15 protein-coding genes and 1 pseudogene are annotated in these 19,494 nt (G+C 66.4%); 9 read left to right on the top strand and 7 right to left on the bottom strand.

Annotated elements, in window-relative coordinates:
- The coding region (locus WS62_RS38040) for a hypothetical protein (protein ID WP_231748257.1) at positions 1-184 on the top strand (184 nt) is incomplete at its 5' end.
- Positions 185-655: 471 nt separating this feature from the next.
- On the opposite strand, the gene WS62_RS10590 is transcribed toward WS62_RS38040, so the two are convergent.
- Positions 656-3,412, bottom strand: a complete 2,757-nt coding sequence (locus tag WS62_RS10590) for a UPF0182 family membrane protein (protein ID WP_066570809.1) — start codon at positions 3,410-3,412, stop codon at positions 656-658.
- Positions 3,413-3,734: 322 nt separating this feature from the next.
- Between WS62_RS10590 and WS62_RS10585 the strand changes: the two genes are divergently transcribed.
- From WS62_RS10585 to WS62_RS10575, 3 genes are all read left to right on the top strand, one after another.
- A complete protein-coding gene (locus WS62_RS10585; RefSeq protein WP_066570798.1) occupies positions 3,735-4,154 on the top strand; it encodes a DUF1810 domain-containing protein in 420 nt (139 codons plus the stop codon).
- 641 nt (positions 4,155-4,795) lie between these two features.
- The gene (locus WS62_RS10580; RefSeq protein ID WP_066570808.1) at positions 4,796-5,266 is read left to right on the top strand and encodes a YbhB/YbcL family Raf kinase inhibitor-like protein; all 471 of its coding nucleotides are present in this window, start codon (positions 4,796-4,798) and stop codon (positions 5,264-5,266) included.
- 461 nt (positions 5,267-5,727) lie between these two features.
- Positions 5,728-6,192, top strand: a complete 465-nt coding sequence (locus WS62_RS10575; RefSeq protein ID WP_066570797.1) for a YaiI/YqxD family protein — start codon at positions 5,728-5,730, stop codon at positions 6,190-6,192.
- 198 nt (positions 6,193-6,390) lie between these two features.
- Here WS62_RS10575 and WS62_RS10570 read toward each other — a convergent pair whose 3' ends face one another.
- The 4 genes from WS62_RS10570 to WS62_RS10555 form a co-directional block, all read right to left on the bottom strand.
- The gene (locus WS62_RS10570) at positions 6,391-7,434 is read right to left on the bottom strand and encodes a Vgb family protein (RefSeq protein ID WP_066570807.1); all 1,044 of its coding nucleotides are present in this window, start codon (positions 7,432-7,434) and stop codon (positions 6,391-6,393) included.
- Between the two features lie 87 nt (positions 7,435-7,521).
- Positions 7,522-8,298, bottom strand: coding sequence for a crotonase/enoyl-CoA hydratase family protein (locus WS62_RS10565; protein WP_066570806.1), 777 nt, complete (start codon positions 8,296-8,298; stop codon positions 7,522-7,524).
- Positions 8,299-8,832: 534 nt separating this feature from the next.
- Positions 8,833-9,318, bottom strand: a complete 486-nt coding sequence (locus WS62_RS10560; protein WP_066496537.1) for an aminoacyl-tRNA deacylase — start codon at positions 9,316-9,318, stop codon at positions 8,833-8,835.
- Positions 9,319-9,417: 99 nt separating this feature from the next.
- Positions 9,418-10,392, bottom strand: a complete 975-nt coding sequence (locus WS62_RS10555) for a cysteine synthase A (protein WP_066570796.1) — start codon at positions 10,390-10,392, stop codon at positions 9,418-9,420.
- A 202-nt stretch (positions 10,393-10,594) separates the two neighbouring features.
- Here WS62_RS10555 and WS62_RS10550 point away from each other — a divergent pair, with 202 nt between their 5' ends.
- Positions 10,595-11,083 carry an adenosine-specific kinase gene (locus tag WS62_RS10550; protein WP_066570795.1) on the top strand — a complete coding sequence of 163 codons (489 nt, stop codon included), beginning with the start codon at positions 10,595-10,597 and terminating at the stop codon, positions 11,081-11,083.
- 130 nt (positions 11,084-11,213) lie between these two features.
- Here the strand turns inward: WS62_RS10550 and lepB are convergent, their stop codons facing one another.
- A complete protein-coding gene (lepB, locus tag WS62_RS10545; RefSeq protein ID WP_066570794.1) occupies positions 11,214-11,900 on the bottom strand; it encodes a signal peptidase I in 687 nt (228 codons plus the stop codon).
- A gap of 364 nt (positions 11,901-12,264) precedes the next feature.
- On the bottom strand, positions 12,265-12,612 hold the full coding sequence (locus WS62_RS37370) for a hypothetical protein (RefSeq protein ID WP_197422810.1): 348 nt from the start codon (positions 12,610-12,612) through the stop codon (positions 12,265-12,267).
- A 218-nt stretch (positions 12,613-12,830) separates the two neighbouring features.
- Here WS62_RS37370 and WS62_RS10530 point away from each other — a divergent pair, with 218 nt between their 5' ends.
- From WS62_RS10530 to WS62_RS10515, 4 genes and pseudogenes are all read left to right on the top strand, one after another.
- A complete protein-coding gene (locus WS62_RS10530; RefSeq protein ID WP_066570791.1) occupies positions 12,831-13,112 on the top strand; it encodes a hypothetical protein in 282 nt (93 codons plus the stop codon).
- A gap of 219 nt (positions 13,113-13,331) precedes the next feature.
- Positions 13,332-14,703, top strand: a pseudogene (locus WS62_RS10525) (TolC family protein).
- 10 nt (positions 14,704-14,713) lie between these two features.
- The gene (locus WS62_RS10520) at positions 14,714-16,192 is read left to right on the top strand and encodes an efflux RND transporter periplasmic adaptor subunit (protein ID WP_066570790.1); all 1,479 of its coding nucleotides are present in this window, start codon (positions 14,714-14,716) and stop codon (positions 16,190-16,192) included.
- Positions 16,193-16,260: 68 nt separating this feature from the next.
- Positions 16,261-19,491, top strand: coding sequence for an efflux RND transporter permease subunit (locus WS62_RS10515; RefSeq protein ID WP_066570789.1), 3,231 nt, complete (start codon positions 16,261-16,263; stop codon positions 19,489-19,491).
- The last annotated feature ends 3 nt before the right edge of the window (positions 19,492-19,494 follow it).

Here is a 19,494-nt window from a genome sequence, read left to right as displayed (position 1 = left end):
ACCCGCCATTCTGAACGACGACGCCAACGCATCACGTCAAAGGGGCCCTCGATGGGCCCCTTCGTACTTGAGCGAATTACTCAGCATTGCGCCGCCGTTTAAGTGCGGTTTTACATCGCCATCAACACAGACGCCGGATGAGGCTTACTTCGCGACGCTGCCTGCGATCAAATCGGCAGCATGATTGCCTCGGACGTTCCACTTAAAAATCTCAGAAAACTGTCCGAACGAGCGAAGCCACCTCTGACAGCTTACGCGGCCCGAAAGCGGACATTTCAATCTAGCTACTACAACAGAAAATGTCGATAATTTGCCTTATGTCAAATTATATGCGTAGGCTGACCGCGACGATTCGGGTAATCAAAGCAGCCCAGTTCCTGACAGTGACGCGCCCGGCAACAGCGTAGCAAGCTCAACACGACCTCCCTCGACACGCCTGCCATGAGCAGGCGTTTTTTATGCTCGACAATCTTGTAGTACACGCGCCGTCTAGCGAGCGAGTTGAATAATGCCGCTCGAAGTCCACGGGCGAAAGTCCGTAAGTCCGCTGCCGTTCCCCTGTCGACGCCGAACGTCTTCGCTGGCTGCGATACAAGAAACGGAACGCACCGCCAACCCATCGAATCGCACTGGCGCCCTTTCATTCACACCTCGCTCACTTCTGATTCTCGGCATGGTCGGCGCCCAACCCCTCGAGCAGCGGCCGAAGTGCCTCGAGTTCCGAACCGAAGCCGGCCCAATCCCCCGCCTTCAGTCGCTCGATCGCGCGGTCATAATGGGCAAGGGCTTCGCGGGCGCGCGCATCCGTCGCGCCACGAGCCGGCGCTGCCATCGGAGCCGTCTCCTTGAAGAGCGCCGCGAGAGCCTCGCTCAGGGTTTCCTCCATCACGACACGGTCGCCGTACGCGGCGATCACGCGCTTCAGCTCCGGGAGTTGACCGGACGCCGCGCGCAGATAAAGCGGAGAGACGTAGAGGATCGAGTTCTCGATCGGCACAACCACGAGATGGCCGCGGATGACGCGTGAGCCCATCTGATTCCACAGCGAGATCTGTTGCGAGATTTCCGTATTCTGCTGAATGCGGGCCTCGATTTGAAATGGCCCATAGACCAGCTTGTCCTTGGGGAAGGTGTACACGATCAGCTTGCCGTACCCAGGCGGATCGCAACGCGCCGCCAGCCAGGCGATCATGTTCTCGCGCTGGCTCGGGACCATCGGCAGCATGAGAACGAACTCGGCGCGCGCGTCGCCAGGCAATCGCATGATCATGTAGTACGGCGCCATCCGCGTGCCGGCGGCATCTCCACCATCGATGTCGCCCAGTTCTCGAGGAAACTGCCAGAGATCCTCGCGGTTATAGAAAACTTCCGGTGCGTCCATGTGGTAAGCACGGTAGAGGTTCGCCTGGATCAGAAACAGGTCTTCCGGGTAGCGGATATGCTGCCGAAGGTTCTCCGGCATCGCGTCGAGCGGCTTGAACATGCCAGGGAAGATGCGCTGGTATGTCCGCACGAGCGGATCGGCAGGATCGCTGACATAGAAGTCGACCGTGCCGTTGTAAGCATCGACCACCACCTTGACCGCGTTGCGAATGTAATTGTCGCCGTCGCCGGTACCCGGCGGGGCATACGGAAACCATCGGCTGGTGGTATAGGCGTCCTGCATCCAGAAAAGGCGTCCGTTGCTCGCAACGAGATACGGGTCATGGTCGAGGGTGAGAAACGGCGCGATCGTGCGTATCCGGTCCCGAATGTCGCGGTGAAGCAGGATCCTGCTCTTGCCCGTAACGTAGCGGGTCAGCAGGATATTGGGATCGTCGAGCTGCCACGCGAAGAGGCTGCGTCGCGCCATGCTGCCGATGGCGACGCCGTCGCGCCCGCCGTAAGCGGTGTAGACGTTGCTGTCACCTTTGGGGTAGTCGAATTCGGGCACACTGCCCTTCACGATGACATAGCCCTGCCCGCCTTCTCCGAAATAGAGGCGCGGTTCGTGGATCGCCGGCCCGCCTTGGGCGACGGGTGGAATATCCCGCAGATAGAGCGAAGGCAGACCCTCGGCGGATTTCTCGGTGACGGGCGACATCACGACGCCGTTGCCGTGGGTGAACAGGAGATGCAGGTTCACCCAGGTCTGGGCGTTCTCCGGAAGCATCGCCGGCTCCAGTTCGCGTGCCGACACCATGACCTGCCGGTAACCGGAGTCAAGCGGGTAGCGGTCGATATCCACGGAGAAAAACTTGTAGTAAGTCCGGATCTCCTGCAACTGTGCGTAGGTATCCATCAGCGGTCGCACGTCCCACAGGCGGATGTTGTCGATGGTCGCGCGGTTGGCCTGCAGCGACGCGAAATTCAGGCCCTGCTCGGCCCCAAACGGTTTGACGGCGATCTGCGCGAGGCCGTACGCCCGCCGCGTCAGCGCGATGTTGCGTTCGATATAGGGTGTCTCAAGCTGCAGTTCGCTCGGTTTGACGTAGAAGCGCTGAAACAGCGCGGGATAGATGAGGCCGAGCACAAACGAACTGCCGAACACCAACAGCATCGAGGCCGCGGGCAGCCGATAGCCGGGCCGGCGCACGTTGACCGACAACGCAATGGCTGAGGCCGTGGCAAGGGCGATGAGCAGCCACAGCACGGGCAGCACGACGTGGACATCGGTATAGCCGGCGCCGACCACGACGCCGTTATTGTCGTAGAGCAGCAAAAAGCGGTCGAGCCACCACGACCAGGCTTTCAGCAAGAAGAACAGTGCCAGCAGTGCCGAACCGTGAGCGGCGGCAGCGGCCGACGACAGCCCCTTCGGCGGCCGGAGCATGATGTCGCCGCGCAGCCAGTAGACTCCGCCTGCGACGGCCGCGCAGCAGAAGACCAGTTGCAGCAGCCAATTCTTGAGCGCGATCCAGACGGGCAGCGAGAACAGATAGAAGCCGATGTCCGTGCCGAAGATCGGATCGCGCTCGCCGAACGGCACCTGATGAAGAAAGCGAAGCGCGATGTCCCAGTTCGACATTGCGTTGCCGGCGATGGCAAGCCCAAGGAGGACAGCGCTGCCGGCGATGACGGCGCGCCAAGGAATGCGCGACGCGACCTGCCCCGCCAGCGCTCTGACGACCTCCTCCGCACGCGTCGACGATCCGGCTTCCACTTGCCAGATGTCGAGGCGCATTGCGTAACGATGCGCCATGAACCCCGACGCGCCGATCACGGCCGCCGACGCGGCAAGCACGACGACAAACAGCAGCACCCTGGCGGACAGGATCGTCCAGAAAACGGCAACGTAGCCGATCGAGGAAAACCATAGCCAGTCGACCAGGACACCAGTGATGCGCCCGATGACGATCAGGCTGGCGACGACGACCGCAGCCGTGATTGCATAGCGTTTCAGACGCGAGACGGACGTCGCTTGCGAGCGCATCGACACTCCTTTGCCGGCCCTCTTACGCATGGCCTGCCGCGACGGGATCATGGTGCACCGCCGATCCGCCGGGATCGCGGCTGGCCTGAGTCTCAATGCTACGCCCGTCGCCGGCGCGCGGCCATACGACGGCGTGCGCGCGTTCACGCGCGACGAGCGATCGCAGCGCGGCGCATTCGACCGTTCATGCTCCCGGGGCGCCATGCGAAGTCGCGTGCGCTCGTGGTCTCGGCGCGCGTTCGCTCGCGTTTGCGCGCCATCGAGGCAACGCCCACAATGATCGTTCGCGCGGCTTGCCGCGCCGGAAAGGACGGAGGGCAACATGGACGATCCCTATGACCTTCAGCGCTTTGTCGACGCACAGGCCCCCGTGTATGCGCAGGTATGCGACGAGCTAAGAAACGGGCACAAGCGAAGCCACTGGATGTGGTTCGTGTTCCCGCAGATCGAAGGGCTCGGCGACAGCGCGATCGCACAACGGTACGCGATCTCGACGCTGGACGAAGCCGAGGCGTATCTCCGGCATCCGCTGCTCGGCGCACGGCTGCGCGAGTGCACGCGGCTCGTCAACGATGTCGAAGGCCATTCGATCCAGGCGATTTTCGGATATCCGGATTACCTGAAGTTCAGGTCGTCGGTCACGTTGTTCGCGCGTGCAACTCCGGAGAACGCGGTATTCGTGGAAGCGCTCGATAAGTACTTCGGCGGAGTAGCGGATCACAACACGCTGGAGCGACTCTAGGCGGTGTTTGCAGCAGGACGTTCGAGCGCGGCGCGGGGACTCTCCGGACAAAGACGTTTTCTGTCGCTCGCCGAACAGTCGCGGCGAATGGCCGCTCCGTGTGAATCATATGTTCGGCGTCGCCCGGCTCCCGTCGTCGGGCGCGATGTCGCGTGGATGGCGGCTTCCGAAATTCAACCGGCGTGCGTTCCATGGTCGCGGCTGGCGGAAGCTCGGTCGGAGCGGTCATCGGATCGGCATCGCCGCGTCGCTCGCGATGAAGGCGTGGCGGCCGCCCCTTGGCTTGATGACAGACGTAGGGCGCACGTTCGATTACCACCGCGGAAAACTGTTCAACGCACCGCCTGCCTTACCATTCATCCGACTAGAAGCCTGTGTCGCCCATTGCTGGAGCCCAGCGCGCCAGTTGAATTGGGCCCCAACCTGCACTAGCTTTTTAGATGCCCGAGCGATGCTGCGACGTCCAGACAAACGCGGATCGAAGCGCTTTGGCGCGGAATATCCGACCGCTTTCGCGCTTCGCGATCGCCGCAGATGAACCCGATGGAGCACACGCGATGCGCAGCCGAACCGCATCCATTCTGATCTTGCTGATCTGCGCCGCCGGATGGGCGGCGCAGACCGACGCCGAGGAGCGCGCGATGACCTTGACTCTCACCTCGCAAGCCTTCCATGAGGGAGGCGAGATTCCCGGGCGCCACACTTGCAAGGGCGCGGACGTGTCGCCGCCGCTCGCGTGGTCCGGGGTGCCCGCCAATGCGAAAAGCCTCGCGCTGATCGTCGACGACCCTGACGCACCCGACCCGGCCGCGCCGCGAATGACATGGGTCCACTGGGTGCTCTACAACATTCCGCCGACGGCTTCCGGTTTGCAGGAGGGCGTCACCGGGAGCGCGCTCCCGGCGGGCACGCTTGAAGGCACCAACGATTTCCAGCGAACCGCATATGGCGGCCCCTGCCCGCCTGTCGGCCGTCACCGCTATTTCCACAAGCTGTATGCGCTCGACACGGTGCTGCCCGATCTTCACAAGCCCACCAAGGCGGCGTTGGAGAAGGCGATGCAAGGCCATGTGGTGGCGCACGCCGAATTGCTCGGCACATTCCAGAAGTAGCGCGCGAGCGGCGACACTCGACGCGAGATGTTCGCGCCAACCCGGTCGCGGTGAAAAGGCATCCGCCCCGCGCGCTTCGCTCGATCGCCAATCCGCCCTTCCGCAATGGCCCGGATCATCCGGATCAGCGCGTCCGGGCGTGCGACGAAACCGCTTGTTTGCCATGCCATGTGCTGCCCGCGTTTCTGGCGCGATATCCGGGTACTCACGTCGAATGCGTCACGGATTCGAGGCTCGCCGATATCGTCGCGGAGGGTTTCGATGCAGGCATGCGTGTTCTGGGCGATAGCGAACATTCGAACCGATTGCGCCGGCGCGCGCGACAGGTTTCGCCGGCCCGGGATTGCGGCCGAGGGATGCGTCGGCGATCGACTGCGTGGAGATCTACCTCCCGGGGCCGTTGCACGACGCGCGCCGACAGTGATGTAGGATCGTGCATCTCATGTATCGGAAAGACTGCAATGCAAGTGCTGGTTGACGCAGACGCCTGCCCGGTTGTCGTCAAGGACATGTTGTTTCGGGCCGCGCGACGTGCCGAAGTGTGCGTGACGCTGGTCGCGAACCAATATTTACGCACGCCGCCCTCGCGCTTTATCAGGGCACTGCAAGTGCCAGCGGGCTTCGATGCCGCCGATGCCCGCATCGTCGAGCTGGTGATGGCTGGCGACCTGGTGATTACCGCGGACATACCGCTTGCTTCCGCTGCCCTCGACCGGGGCGCTCATGTGCTCGACCCACGCGGAAGCTGGTTTAGCCGTGAAAATATCGAGGAACGTCTGACGATGCGTGAGATGATGGATCAATTGCGCAGTACGGGCATCGATACGGGCGGTCCGGCGCCATACAGCGCACGCGACAGCAAGGCGTTCGCGAGACAACTGGATCGATTCCTCGCACGTCGCGGCTCGACAGGTACGGCCACTTGATTTCTGTCGTCGGGTTGAAGCCGCGCGTAGCGGCGGGCCGGCAAACAGCACGGCCTGCCAGCGCCGACGTGTCCCTTTGGCCGGCGATTCTCCGGCCGCTGCTTCGATCCGGCGACCGCCGCACTCCGACTCATCCGAAATGGCCGTCGCGGGCTCACGGCGTTTCGATGCATTGAAAAATATCGCCGCCGTGCATCCTCAGCGGCTGCCGGCATCTGCCGCGCGAGACCGGTAACGCAGCAGATGATCGGTGCCGGATTCGGACAACCAGACTTCCCCGTCTCGGCCCATCATCTGGCGTACGTTCGCGTGCGGGCGCGGCAGCGTCAGCACGTCGAATTGCTCGGCTCGCGGGTCGAAGCGCACGAGCGCGTTGGCGCTCCATTCGCTGAGCCAGACGATGTCCCGGTCGTCTACGAATATCGCATATGCATGCGGATCCTGGCCAGGCAGCCGCCATTCGCGCCATCGGTGCGTCGCCGGGTCGAACTCGCCGACTTTCCCCGCGTTCCACTCGCTGACCCAGACGCGCCCTTTCGAATCGGACCATACGCGGCGTGCGCCCTGATTCGGTGTCGGCGGATCGATGACCTGCGCCGCGCCGCTCGCGGGATCGATGCGGCCGAGATAGCTGCCGGCGAGCGACGCGAAGTACACGCTGCCGTCAGGGGTCACGCAGATGCCGTAGGGCCCGCGCCCGCGCGGCGCATCGAAGACGCGCATTTGGGCGCTCGCCGGATCGAGCTCGCCGTAGATACCGCTTTGTCCGGTAAACCACAGATGCCCGCGCTTGTCGAAAACCGCCGTGTTCAGATTCGCGTTCGCCCGGTCCTTCGGCAACGGGAAACGCGTGACGGCGAGTGTCTTCGGGTCGATGCGGACGATCGCGTTCAGGCCGCCGTCCGTGATCCACGCCGCCCGATCTGGACCGATAATCACGCCGTGCGGCGCGGCCCCGTCGCCGAGCGGGACCCAGTCGGTCTTGCCGCCACGCGGATCCAACCGTCCGGCCGCGCCCCGCGCCTGCGCGGTGTACCACACGGTACCGTCGGGCGCCGGTGCGACGTCGTGCGGTGCGCCGCCGGCAGGGACGGCGAACGTCTCGAACGACGGGGGCTGCGCCCGCGCCGGCCCCATGGCGAGCGCGGCGCTCACCAGAAACGCCGCAAATGACGACGCCAGAGCGGCTTCGAGAATCCTGTTCACCGCTTCCACAACGCTTTGCCTCGCGATCTTCGGCATGTCCGCCTCCATGTTCCATGGATGAGATTCAAAGCGCGCTGACGGTCTCGTTGCTGCACTTGCTTCGACTACGAACAGTGAAGTGCTTCAGCCGGAAAATGTTCCGTGACGCCCTTCTCCGGCGCTATAGCGTTCGGCGCCCGCCACGCCTTCCGCAAGGACGATCGGCGCACCCCTTGCCCCCTCCTCGCGCAGCGCTTCCGCCAGAGGCAAATCCCATTGATCGTATGCGGAGCGCCGGTCTGTCAACATGCACTGCCGGGGAAACTGAGCAATCTGCCGGGCGATGCGAGTCGCGTACGACAGCCCTTCGCCCTTCGGCGCAATATAGTTGGCAAGCCCCATGCCCTTGGCTTCCGATGCGTCGACAGGACGTCCGGTCAGAATCATGTCCATTGCATGTCCCATGCCGACGATACGCGGCAATCTGACCGTCCCGCCGTCAATCAGCGGCACGCCCCAGCGCCGACAGAAAACGCCGAAGACGGCATCCTCTTCCGCGACGCGAATGTCGGCAAACAGCGCGAGTTCCAGCCCGCCCGCTACCGCATAGCCGGAAACCGCCGCGACGAGCGGCTTGGACAGCGCCATGCGGCTCGGTCCCATCGGACCCGAACCGCCCCCTGTCGCATCGAGCGCGTTGCGCCGCGCGGGATCGCCGACCGCCTTCAGGTCGGCACCCGCGCAAAAGTTGCCTCCGGCTCCCGTCAGGATGGCGACGCCGAGCGCGGCATCGGCCTCGAACCGTTCAAACGCCTCGCTTAACCGCGAAGCGGTCGGACCATCGACGGCGTTGCGGCGCTCCGGCCGGTTAAGGGTGATCGTGCAGATCGCGCCATCCGTGGCGAAAAGGACTTCGTCCATCGTCTCCTCCTGCAAGGGTGACATTCACGGCCGGCGGAACTGCCGCGCGATCTTCACCGCCGTCGCCGAATCCCGCCGGGCATGCCTCGGGCCGGCCGTCCTGCTCCGACGCGATCCGGCAGGTGGTGTCCTGCCGTTTTTCGGCCGGGCATGCCGCAGACCACGCACGCAGCATGTAGTTCGTCGGCATCGCGAAAGCCGGCAGGACTGGATGTCGCCGAGGTGTCAAACGATGGACGGCGCGCTCACCGGATGGACGAACAGCAGCCCATGGCTCGATCGTCACGCGCACTCGAGGCGGCGACCGCTGATCCGGATACACTGCTCCGTTGCGGCGAATACCCTCCATCGCGCCGCCGCCACGAACTGATCGGCGACGCGATGCTGCGCGCATTGCTCGATGTCCCGCGCGAACCGGATGATTCGGCATGCGTAAGACACACGAATCCGCCGCGTTTCCCGCAGCGTTCACCGCGCATCGGGGATGGCCGCTCTCCGACGGATTCAGCGGGATTCAGCGGCACACGGCGCTCGTCAAGAAACCACCCCCTGAATCTTGTGCGAGAAGCTCGCCCGTTCGGCCTTGTCCATCAGCGAAAGAAACTCGTCGCGATCCATGTGGACCAGTTCCTCGTGATCGCCGGCCTCGAAATACACGTCCGGCTGCCGCGCAAGGCTCTCGTCGAGGAAAGTTTGCATCCCGTAGGCCATGCAGACGGGCGGCAGCGCCCCCACGTCGCAATCCTTGAACAGCTCGCGCAGTTCGACTTCCTTCGCGAGCACGAGATGGCGTCCCGTCTGGGCCCAAAGCTCGGATAGGCGCACGGCGTGCGTCGTCGGCAGCACGGCCGCGACGTAGCCCTGCGCGTCCTCGAGCAGCACCGTCTTCGCGAGACGATCGCCCGGAATATGCGCCGCCGCGGCGGCCTCCATGTTCGAGTGGCTGTACGGATGATGGATGACTTCGTATCGCGAAGCCTTCTGGCGCAGGCAGTCCTGCAAGGTGACGGACATCGACATGGCACACCTCTGTCTAACAAACGTTGATCGCCGCCGGTTGGCAGGACCTTTCTAGAATAGGTCGCCTTCGCTTGTCCGAACAATGCGGCATCGCCGCACCTATGTCGGATCGAGCCCCTTTTCCCGCAGCCATTCGCGATTGAAGAGCCGCGTACGGTAGATGTCGCCGCGGTCGCAAAGCAGCGTCACGATCGTATGGCCCGGCCCCATCTGCTGCGCAAGCCGGACGGCCGCCGCGACGTTGATCCCGCTCGAGCCGCCGACGTACAGGCCCTCTTCGCGCAGCATCCGGTAAACCATCGTCACGCAGAGGCGGTCGTCGATGCGCACCGCGTCGTCGATCGACGTGCCCTCGAGATTGGCCGTCACGCGGCTCGATCCGATCCCTTCCGTGATCGAGTTGCCTTCCACCTTGATTTCGCCCGTTTTCACGAAGCTGTAGAGGCCGCTGCCGTGCGGATCCGCAAGCACGATCCGGATCTGGGGATTCTGTTCCTTCAGATAGCGGCTCACGCCGGCGAGCGTGCCGCCCGTTCCCGTCGAGCAGACGAACGCATCGACCGTGCCTGCCGTATCGCGCCAGATCTCCGGCCCCGTCGTCTCGTAGTGGGCCTGGCGGTTGACGAGGTTGTCGAACTGGTTGGCCCAAATGGCGTTGTCGAGCTCGGTCGCGAGCCGCCCGGCTATCTTCTGATAGTTGTTCGGGTCCTTGTACGGCGCGGCCGGCACGGGTCGCACGTCCGCGCCGAGCGTGCGCAGCACTTCCATTTTCTCCGGCGATTGCGTTTCCGGAATCACGATCACGCAGCGATAGCCGCGCGCCGCGCAGATGTGCGCGAGTCCGATGCCGGTGTTGCCGGCCGTGCCCTCGACGACGGTGCCGCCCGGCTTCAGCGTGCCGCGCCGTTCGGCGTCTTCGATGATGTAGCGCGCCGCGCGATCCTTGACCGATCCGCCCGGATTCATGAACTCGGCCTTGCCGAGTATCTCGCAGCCCGTCTCCGCGCTGAGCTTCGCCAGGCGGATCAGCGGCGTATGTCCCACGCAGTCGACGAAACCCTGTCGCACGTTCATGATCTTTCCCCCTTCCCGCCCCTTCTTCGCCCCCTTCGGCCGGCCGCTCTGCCGGCGGCCCGATCTACCAAAAGGATAGATGACGACGCGGGCCGGCACCGCGCTTTCGCTGCCGGAAGCCGCGTACTAAGCTGGAAAACGATCAGGTCCGCGCCGTTCATGCGCGTCGATGCAATCGCGTCACCACGAGACGAGGTGCGACATGCTCCAATTGCATACCGTTGTGATCGACAAGCCCGAGACGACGAATTTCATTCTCGGCCAGACGCATTTCATCAAGTCGGTCGAGGATATCCACGAGGCGCTCGTCGGCACCGTGCCCGGCATCAAGTTCGGCATCGCGTTCTGCGAAGCGTCCGGCAAGCGCCTCGTGCGCCGCTCCGGCACCGATGCCGCGTTGATCGAGCTCGCCTGCAGGAACGCAACGGCGATCGGCGCCGGGCACTGCTTTGTCGTTTTTCTCGGCGACGGTTTCTACCCGGTCAACGTGCTGAACGCGATCAAGGCCGTGCCCGAGGTCTGCCGGATTTTCTGCGCGAGCGCGAACCCGACCGAGATCGTCGTCGCGCAGACCAATCAAGGGCGCAGCATTCTCGGCGTCGTCGACGGATTCCCGCCCGTCGGCGTCGAAAACGACGAGGACGTGCGCTGGAGGAAGGAACTGCTGCGCACCATCGGCTACAAGGCGTAGCCGGGCGCGATCGGGCGGCGATTCGGGGCGATCGCGCGCGGCGCGGGCTCGATGCGCGTTCGCAGGCGTTCCCGCGCGTCGAGGGCGTGGCCGAATCCGACGCCCGAATTGCCGGCGGTTCGATTCCGGCTCAACCGGGCGAACCGTCGAGGCGCGCCCCGAACCGATCGACTCGCGGCAGATAGAACCGCGACGGATCGAGCGAAAACGCCACGCGACGCGTCCGCCCCATGATTTCGCCGCGCGGGAAGAAGCCGTAATAGCGGGAGTCCGCGCTGTCGTCGCGGTTGTCGCCGAGCATCAGGTATGCGCCGTTCGGCACGACCGCCGGCCCGAACGAGTTGCGCGGGCTTGGCGCATCGGGAGAAAGCCGTACGACGTGCGCCGCTGCGGTCAGCCGTTCGGCCAGATATTCGCCGCGCGCGCTTGCGTCGCTCGACAGCAGGTTCTGGCCGAGCGGCCGGTAGCTCACCCGCGCGCCGTTGATGTAAAGCACGTTGTCTCGCATCTCGACGACGTCGCCCGGCAGGCCGATCACGCGCTTGACGAGCAATTCGTGCGCAGCCGACGAATCGACGGTCACGATATCGCCGCGTCGCGGGTCGCTCAGATGCGCGACCCTGACATGCGTGAACGGAACGCGCAGGTCATAGGCCATCTTGTCGACGAGGATGCGGTCCCCGAGCCGGATGGTCGGCAGCATCGAGCCGCTCGGCACGACGTTCCAGTCGGCCACCGCGCTGCGAAAGATCGCCATGAAGAACAGGAAGGCGATCAACTTCTTGTTCTCATTCCACAACTTCGAGATGGCATGCATGCTGGTTTGCCGGAGCGATGGGGCCGTAGCCTCGGAAGCTGGAACTATATCCTATGCGCCGGATAAACGGCGCCCGCGCGAGACGGTTCGGGCGCGGGCCGTGATCGTCGCGTCGCGCGATCGGCTCGGCTCCCGCGTCGCTCGGCGCGTGGATTTCGAGCGGCCCGCGCGATCTTCGAGCGCGCGGCCGGCTCTGGCGGAATCGCCTTCATTCGCCGCTCCCTTTCCCACTCTTCTCGCTGCCGCCACCCTGCCGACTTCCGCTGCGCATGGCGTAGGAAACCGCCGACAAACCGCTCCATCGGATGACGCGAAGTTCGTCGCCGGCTGATTGGATCGGCGCGATCCGTGGACGATACTTTCGTCACAACAAAAAGATTTTCATGCTCTGTGGCGGCGCTCGACGGGCGCCGCGATGAAGGAGACCAACATGAGCCTCGCTGCCCAAGATCTCATCGAATTGCTTCGCCTCGCCCGGGGCGGCGCCGGCGCGCTCACGCAGCATCTGCTGCGCGAAATAGCCGGCAATCTCATCGCGTTCGGCGTCGCCGACAGCCGCGGCGGATGCTGACTGCGCGATGACCGGGCGGTGCGGGCGCAGGCGTGTGACGAGCTCGCCGGTGGCCGAACCGAATTCGAATCGCAATTTGCGTTTGATCGAAGCGCCGCTGTCCCGGTCCGCGTGCGTCGTCGCGACGCGTCGCGGCTCCACGAATGCGCGGCCCCGCGACTCCGGCATGCAACGCCAGGCGACTCGCGTGCGCATCGGCAACGACGCACGATGTTCGCTCGACGGCGGACAGCCGCACGACCATCGGGCCGCGGCCCGTTCCTGACGGACTTGTCACCTCGCAGTCATCGCCGCGCTCCGCGCCGTTGTCACACTGAGCGGGTCCGCCGTTCCGGCGACACCACCGAGCGAGACATTCGATGAAACGAGCAACTTTCATGGCCGTCGCGGCGATCTTCGCCGTCGCCGCGCAATCCGCGTTCGCGCACGGGATGCCCGAGCGCGTGTTCAAGGAGCGCAAGCCGATTCGCGCCGAAACGCCGCCGCCGCCGCATCGCGACGCGCCGTCGCCCGATTGCGCGCCCGACCGCCGCGCCGGCGCGAAACTCACGCAACGGGGCGGCGGCGCGTCGAGCGCGAACCTACCTTCTGCCGAGATCGAAGCCACTGCCGGCGCACGGTCGGCCGTCATCGGCGGCTGATCCGCGCACACGCATCGCACGCCTCCCGGCGGGCGATGCGCGCTCACCGTCGCCGCGAGTTCGGCGAATTCGGCGAGTTCGATGCGCACGGCGCGCAGCGCATCGAACGCGCCCAAACACGCGTTTCACACGAACGTGACAAAAATGTCATGTTCGCCTCATGTTTGCATTGCGGCACGACCGTAGCATCGATCGCGTTTCACCCAGACTCGATCACTCATGCCCAAGCGTATCTTCGCCGCCTTCGTGTCGGCCGCGATCGCGGCGTCGGCGGCGCAAGCGCAATCCGCCCCGTCCGCCATCGCGCCCGACCGGCCGCCCGCCGCCCCGTCCGACGCCGACGCCGACGCCTCGCCCGCGTCTTCCGCCGCCGCTCGCGCGCTGTCGCTCGACGACGCGCTGAATCTCGCCGCCGCGAACCACCCGCTGCTGAAGAGCGCGCAGTCCGGCGCCGACGCATCCGTCGGCGCGCTCGTCCAGGCGGGCGCGCGTCCGAATCCGACCGTGTCGTTCCTGCAGGAAGGCTTCGACCGGCAGGAGCGGACGACGACCGGTCTGATCAACCAGACGATCGAGCTCGGCGGCAAGCGGCGCTCGCGCGTCGAAGCCGCGTCGTACGGCCGCGAATTCGCGCTCGCGTCGCTCGACGGCCGCGCGGCCGCGTTGCGCGCCGACGTGTCGAGCGCGTTCTACGGCCTGCTCGCCGCGCAGCGGCAGTTGCAGGTCGCAGAAGAATCGGCCGCGATCGCCGCGCGCTCCGCCGACATGGCGGACAAGCGCGCGCGCGCCGGCAAGGTGTCGCCCGTCGAGGCGACGAAGGCGCGCGTCGCGCAGACGGCCGCGCAGATCGAGCTGTCGAACGCGCAAACGCACGTGTCGGCGGCGCTCGCGCGGCTCGCCAACGTGACGGGCAGCGCCGACATGCGCGGCCGCGTCGCGTCGGGCGATCTCGATGCGGTGCCGCGTCGCGTCGGGCGATCTCGATGCGGTGCCGGGCGTCGAGCCGCTGTCGCAATTGCTCGGCCGCCTCGACGACGCGCCGCTCGCGCGCGCGGCGAAGGCCGACATGCTGCGCACGAACGCGCAGATCGCGATCGAGCGCGCGAAGCGTGTGCCGGACATCACGGTCAGCGCGGGCGTCAAGCACGTCGTCACGGGCGGCGCGCCGGACAACCAGGTGGTCGTCGGCGTGTCGATTCCGCTGCCGCTCTCCGACACGAACCGAGGCGCGATCCTCGAAGCCGTGCACAAGGCCGCGAAGGCGAACGCCGATTTCGACGCCGAGCGCGCGCGCCTGCGGCTCGACCTGACGCAGGCGTATGCGAACTACGAACGATCGACGGGCGAAGCGCGGCGGCTGAAGGCCGACGTGCTGCCGGCCGCACGGCAATCGCTCGACGCGATGTCGCGCGGCTACCAGCTCGGCAAGTTCAGTTTCCTCGACGTGCTCGACGCGCAGCGCACGCTGTCCGACGCGCAGTCGCGCTACGTGGTGGCGCTCGCCGATGCGCATCAGTCGTATGCGGACATCGACCGGCTGACCGGCAAGGCGCCGCGCGACGCGTCCCGCCCCCTCGCCCAACTTCGCTGAAGAACCCGCCATGCAACGCAAGCAACTGACCCTCGCCGGGGCGGCCGCAGCCGGCGCCCTCGTCATCGCGCTGGCAGTCGCGCGCGCGCCGTCCACGGCGGCCGTCTCCACGGCGGGCGCATCCGGGACCGCTGCTGCGGCCGACGCCGCATCGGGCGCGGCCGGCCAGCACGGCGGCACCGTGCTCGCGCAAGGCGCGCTGTCCGTCGAGATCGTGCTGTCGGAAAAGCCCGGCGACGCGTGCCTCATCGTCTACCCGTTCGCCGACGGCAAGCCGGCCGCGAAAGACGCGAGCATCTCCGCCACGCTGACCCGCTACGACGGCAGCCGCGTCGCGTTGCCGTTCTCGGCAGCCGGCGCGAAGTACACGTCGACGCAACCGATCGCGAAGCCGCACGTCTTCGATGCGTCGATCGACGTGAGGATCGGCGCGCGCAGCGCATCGTTTCCGTTCTCGCGCGCCGACGGCGCGATCGCGCTGTCCGACGAGCAGGTCGGCGCGGCGCAGATCGGCGTTGCGCGCGCGGGCCCCGCGCGGATCGTCACGCGCTTCCAGCTCCCCGGCGAGATCAAGTTCAACGAGGATCGCACCGCGCACGTCGTGCCGCGCGTCGCGGGGATCGTCGAGCGCGTCGCGGTGTCGATCGGCGAGAACGTCAAGCAGGGCCAGCGCCTCGCCGTCATCGCGAGCACGGACCTCGCCGACCGGCGCAGCGAGCTGCTGATGGCCGAGCGCCGGCTACAGGCGGCTCGCACGTCGTATGCGCGCGAAAAAACCTTGTGGGAAGAACGAATCTCCGCCGAGCAGGATTATCTGCAGGCGCAGGTGCAATTGCGCGAGGCGGAAATCGCCGCGGCGAACGCGCGCCAGAAGCTCGCCGCGCTGAACGCGTCGGCCGCGTCCGGCGCGCTCAATCGCTACGAACTGCGCGCGCCGTTCACGGGCACCATCGTCGAAAAGCACATCGCGCCCGGCGAGGCGATCGCGGCCGACGCGAACGTCTTCGTCATCTCCGATCTGTCGTCGGTCTGGGCGGAGATGGCCGTGCCCGCGCAGCGCCTGAACGACGTGCGCGTCGGCCGCCACGCGACGGTCAACGCGGCCGCGTTCGATTCGACGTCGAGCGGGCCGATCGCGTATGTCGGCGCGCTGCTCGGCGAGCAGACCCGCACCGCGCCCGCGCGCGTCGTGCTGCCGAACCCCGATGGCGCATGGCGGCCCGGGATGTTCGTCGACGTGACCGTCGACGCCGGCACGCAGAACGTCCCCGTCGCGGTCGCCGTCGACGCGCTGCAGGACGTCGACGGCGCGCCTTCCGTGTTCGTGCGGACGCCGAAGGGATTCGTTGCGCAAGCAATCGAGACGGGGCGGCGCGACGCGAAAACCATCGAGGTCGTGAAGGGCCTCGCGCCCGGCCAGACCTACGTCGCCGCGAACAGCTTCGTGCTGAAGGCGGAGCTCGGCAAGGGCGTCGCCGACGAGCACTGACGCGCCGCCCGGCTCGCGCCCCGGCCCCGGCGCGCATCGTTTTCTCCGCATTCCTGAGGACCGTCACCATGTTTGAGCGCCTGATCCGCTTTGCGATCGCGCACCGCTGGCTCGTGATGCTCGCGATCGCCGCGGTCGCGTCGCTCGGCGTCTACAGCTACCAGAAGCTGCCGATCGACGCGGTGCCCGACATCACGAACGTGCAGGTGCAGATCAACACGTCCGCGCCCGGCTATTCGCCGCTCGAAGCCGAGCAGCGGATCACCTATCCGGTCGAGACCGCGATGGCCGGCCTGCCGAACCTGGAGCAGACGCGGTCGATCTCGCGCTACGGGCTGTCGCAGGTCACCGTGATCTTCAAGGACGGCACCGACATCTATTTCGCGCGCCAGCTCGTCAACGAGCGGATTCAGGAAGCGAAGGACAAGCTGCCGCCCGGCATCGCGCCCGCGATGGGGCCGACGTCGACGGGCTTGGGCGAAATCTACCTGTGGACCGTCGAAGCCGACGCCGCCGCGCGCAAGCCGGACGGCGCGCGCTACACGAGCGCCGATCTGCGCGAGCTGCAGGACTGGGTCGTGCGGCCGCAACTGCGCAACGTGCCGGGCGTCACCGAGGTGAACTCGATCGGCGGCTACGTGAAGGAATACCGCGTCGCGCCGAATCCGACGAAGCTGATGTCGTACGGCCTCACGCTCGCCGATGTCGTGCGCGCGCTCGAGCGCAACAACGACAACGTCGGCGCGGGCTACATCGAGAAGCGCGGCGAGCAGTATCTCGTGCGCGTGCCGGGCCAGGCGCGCTCGGTCGACGACATCGCGAACATCGTGTTGACGAACGTCGGCGGCGTGCCGGTGCGGATGACGGACGTGGGCCAGGTCGACATCGGCCGCGAGCTGCGAACGGGCGCCGCGACGTCGAACGGCGACGAAGTGGTGCTCGGCACCGTGTTCATGCTGATGGGCGAAAACAGCCGGACCGTCGCGAAGGCGGTCGCCGCGAAGATGGTCGACGTGAACCGCACGCTGCCCGCCGGCGTGCGCGCGATCCCCGTCTACGACCGCACGGTGCTCGTCGAGAAGGCCGTGCAGACGGTCAAGAAGAATCTGCTCGAAGGCGCGGCGCTCGTGATCGCGATCCTCTTCCTGTTCCTCGGCAACATTCGCGCGGCGCTGATCACCGCGCTCGTGATCCCGCTGTCGATGCTGATGACGTTCACCGGGATGGTCAACGCGAAGCTCAGCGCGAACCTGATGAGCTTGGGCGCGCTCGACTTCGGCATCATCGTCGACGGCGCGGTCGTGATCGTCGAGAACTGCATTCGCCGGCTCGCGCACGCGCAACGCGCGGCCGCCCGCCCGCTCACGCGCGACGAGCGCTTCGCCGAAGTGTTCGCCGCGTCGCAGGAGGCGCGCCGCGCGCTGATCTTCGGGCAACTGATCATCATGGTCGTCTATCTGCCGATCTTTGCGCTGACGGGCGTCGAAGGCAAGATGTTCCATCCGATGGCGCTCACCGTCGTGATGGCGCTCGCGGCCGCGATGGCGCTCACCGTCACGTTCATTCCGGCCGCGGTCGCGCTCTTCATCGGCCGGCGCGTCGAGGAAAAGGAAAATCGGCTGATGAGCGCCGCGAAGCGCGTGTACGCGCCCGTGCTCGACGCGTTCGTCGCGCGGCCGAAGCCGGTGCTCGCGGGCGCGGCCGCCGTCGTCGCGCTGACGTTCGTGCTCGCGACGCGGCTCGGCAGCGAGTTCGTCCCGAGCCTGAACGAAGGCGACCTCGCGGTGTCCGCGCAGCGCATCCCGGGCACGAGCCTGTCGCAGTCCGTCGCGATGCAGCAATCGATCGAGAAGACGCTGAAGGCGCGCTTCCCCGAGATCGAACGAGTGTTCGCGCGCACCGGCACGGCGGAAATCGCCGCCGATCCGATGCCGCCGAACCTGTCCGACGGCTACATCATGCTGAAGCCCGTCGACGAGTGGCCGAACCCGCGCAAGTCGCGCGATACGTTGCGCGAGGAAATCGAGGCCGTGCTGGCCGAGCTGCCCGGCAACGCGTACGAATTCTCGCAGCCGATCCAGCTGCGCTTCAATGAGCTGATCTCCGGCGTGCGCAGCGACGTCGCGGTCAAGCTCTTCGGCGACGACATGACAGTGCTCAACGCAACGGGCGAGCGGATCGCGGCCGCGCTGCAGAAGGTGCCGGGCGCATCCGAGGTGAAGGTCGAGCAGACGACGGGCCTGCCCGTGCTGACCGTCCACCTCGATCGCGACAAGCTCGCGCGCTACGGCGTGACGGTCGGCGACGTGCAGGACACGGTCGCCGCGGCGGTCGGCGGCCGCAAGGCCGGCCTGCTGTTCCAGGGCGATCGCCGCTTCGACATCGTCGTGCGGCTGCCCGACGAACTGCGCACCGACGTCGAGGCGATCGAGCGGCTGCCGATCGCGCTGCCGTTCACGGCGTCGGCGGGTGCGAACGGCCCGAACGGCCCGGTCGTCCGGGCGCCGTACGTGCCGCTCGCCGAGCTCGCGACGGTCGACGTGTCGCCGGGGCCGAACCAGATCAGCCGCGAGGACGGCAAACGCCGCGTCGTCGTCGGCGCGAACGTGCGCGGGCGCGACGTCGGCTCGTTCGTCGCCGGCGCGCGCGAGCGGATCGCGGCGGACGTCCGGGTGCCGGCCGGCTACTGGCTGTCGTGGGGCGGCCAGTTCGAGCAGTTGCAGAGCGCGAGCGAGCGGCTGAAGATCGTCGTGCCGCTCGCGCTCGCGATGGTGTTCGTGCTGCTGTTCGTGATGTTCAACAATGCGAAGGACGGCCTGCTTGTGTTCACCGGCATCCCGTTCGCGCTGACAGGCGGTGTCGTGTCGCTGTGGCTGCGCGGGATTCCGCTGTCGATCACGGCCGCGGTCGGCTTCATCGCGCTGTCGGGCGTCGCGGTGCTGAACGGCCTCGTGATGATCTCGTTCGTCCGCAATCTGCGTGACGAAGGCGTCGCGCTCGATGCCGCGGTGCGCGAAGGCGCGCTCACGCGCCTGCGGCCGGTGCTGATGACGGCGCTCGTCGCGTCGTTGGGATTCCTGCCGATGGCGTTCGCGACGGGCACGGGCGCCGAGGTCCAGCGTCCGCTCGCGACGGTCGTGATCGGCGGCATCCTGTCGTCGACCGCGCTGACGCTGCTCGTTTTGCCGGTACTCTATCGGGTGGCGCACTCGGCGTCGCTGCGCGCGGCGCTCGCCGGAAGGCTCGCGAAACTCGCGCCCGCGGCTGCCCTGCGCCGGCGACGCGAATCATCGAGGTGAATG

The sequence above is a fragment of the Burkholderia sp. ABCPW 14 genome (genome assembly GCF_001523835.1).
In the GTDB taxonomy this organism is placed as follows: Bacteria; Pseudomonadota; Gammaproteobacteria; order Burkholderiales; family Burkholderiaceae; genus Burkholderia; species Burkholderia mayonis.
Note: the sequence above shows the minus strand (reverse complement) of the source record. Positions and strands in the feature narration are given on the sequence as shown.

Bases quoted from the DNA above. Each gene is read 5' to 3' on its own strand.
- WS62_RS10590 (WP_066570809.1), bottom strand. From the start codon at position 3,412: ATGCGCTCGCAAGCGACGTCCGTCTCGCGTCTGAAACGCTATGCAATC.
- WS62_RS10585 (WP_066570798.1), top strand. From the start codon at position 3,735: ATGGACGATCCCTATGACCTTCAGCGCTTTGTCGACGCACAGGCCCCC.
- WS62_RS10580 (WP_066570808.1), top strand. From the start codon at position 4,796: ATGACCTTGACTCTCACCTCGCAAGCCTTCCATGAGGGAGGCGAGATT.
- WS62_RS10575 (WP_066570797.1), top strand. From the start codon at position 5,728: ATGCAAGTGCTGGTTGACGCAGACGCCTGCCCGGTTGTCGTCAAGGAC.
- WS62_RS10570 (WP_066570807.1), bottom strand. From the start codon at position 7,434: ATGCCGAAGATCGCGAGGCAAAGCGTTGTGGAAGCGGTGAACAGGATT.
- WS62_RS10565 (WP_066570806.1), bottom strand. From the start codon at position 8,298: ATGGACGAAGTCCTTTTCGCCACGGATGGCGCGATCTGCACGATCACC.
- WS62_RS10560 (WP_066496537.1), bottom strand. From the start codon at position 9,318: ATGTCGATGTCCGTCACCTTGCAGGACTGCCTGCGCCAGAAGGCTTCG.
- WS62_RS10555 (WP_066570796.1), bottom strand. From the start codon at position 10,392: ATGAACGTGCGACAGGGTTTCGTCGACTGCGTGGGACATACGCCGCTG.
- WS62_RS10550 (WP_066570795.1), top strand. From the start codon at position 10,595: ATGCTCCAATTGCATACCGTTGTGATCGACAAGCCCGAGACGACGAAT.
- lepB (WP_066570794.1), bottom strand. From the start codon at position 11,900: ATGCATGCCATCTCGAAGTTGTGGAATGAGAACAAGAAGTTGATCGCC.
- WS62_RS10530 (WP_066570791.1), top strand. From the start codon at position 12,831: ATGAAACGAGCAACTTTCATGGCCGTCGCGGCGATCTTCGCCGTCGCC.
- WS62_RS10520 (WP_066570790.1), top strand. From the start codon at position 14,714: ATGCAACGCAAGCAACTGACCCTCGCCGGGGCGGCCGCAGCCGGCGCC.
- WS62_RS10515 (WP_066570789.1), top strand. From the start codon at position 16,261: ATGTTTGAGCGCCTGATCCGCTTTGCGATCGCGCACCGCTGGCTCGTG.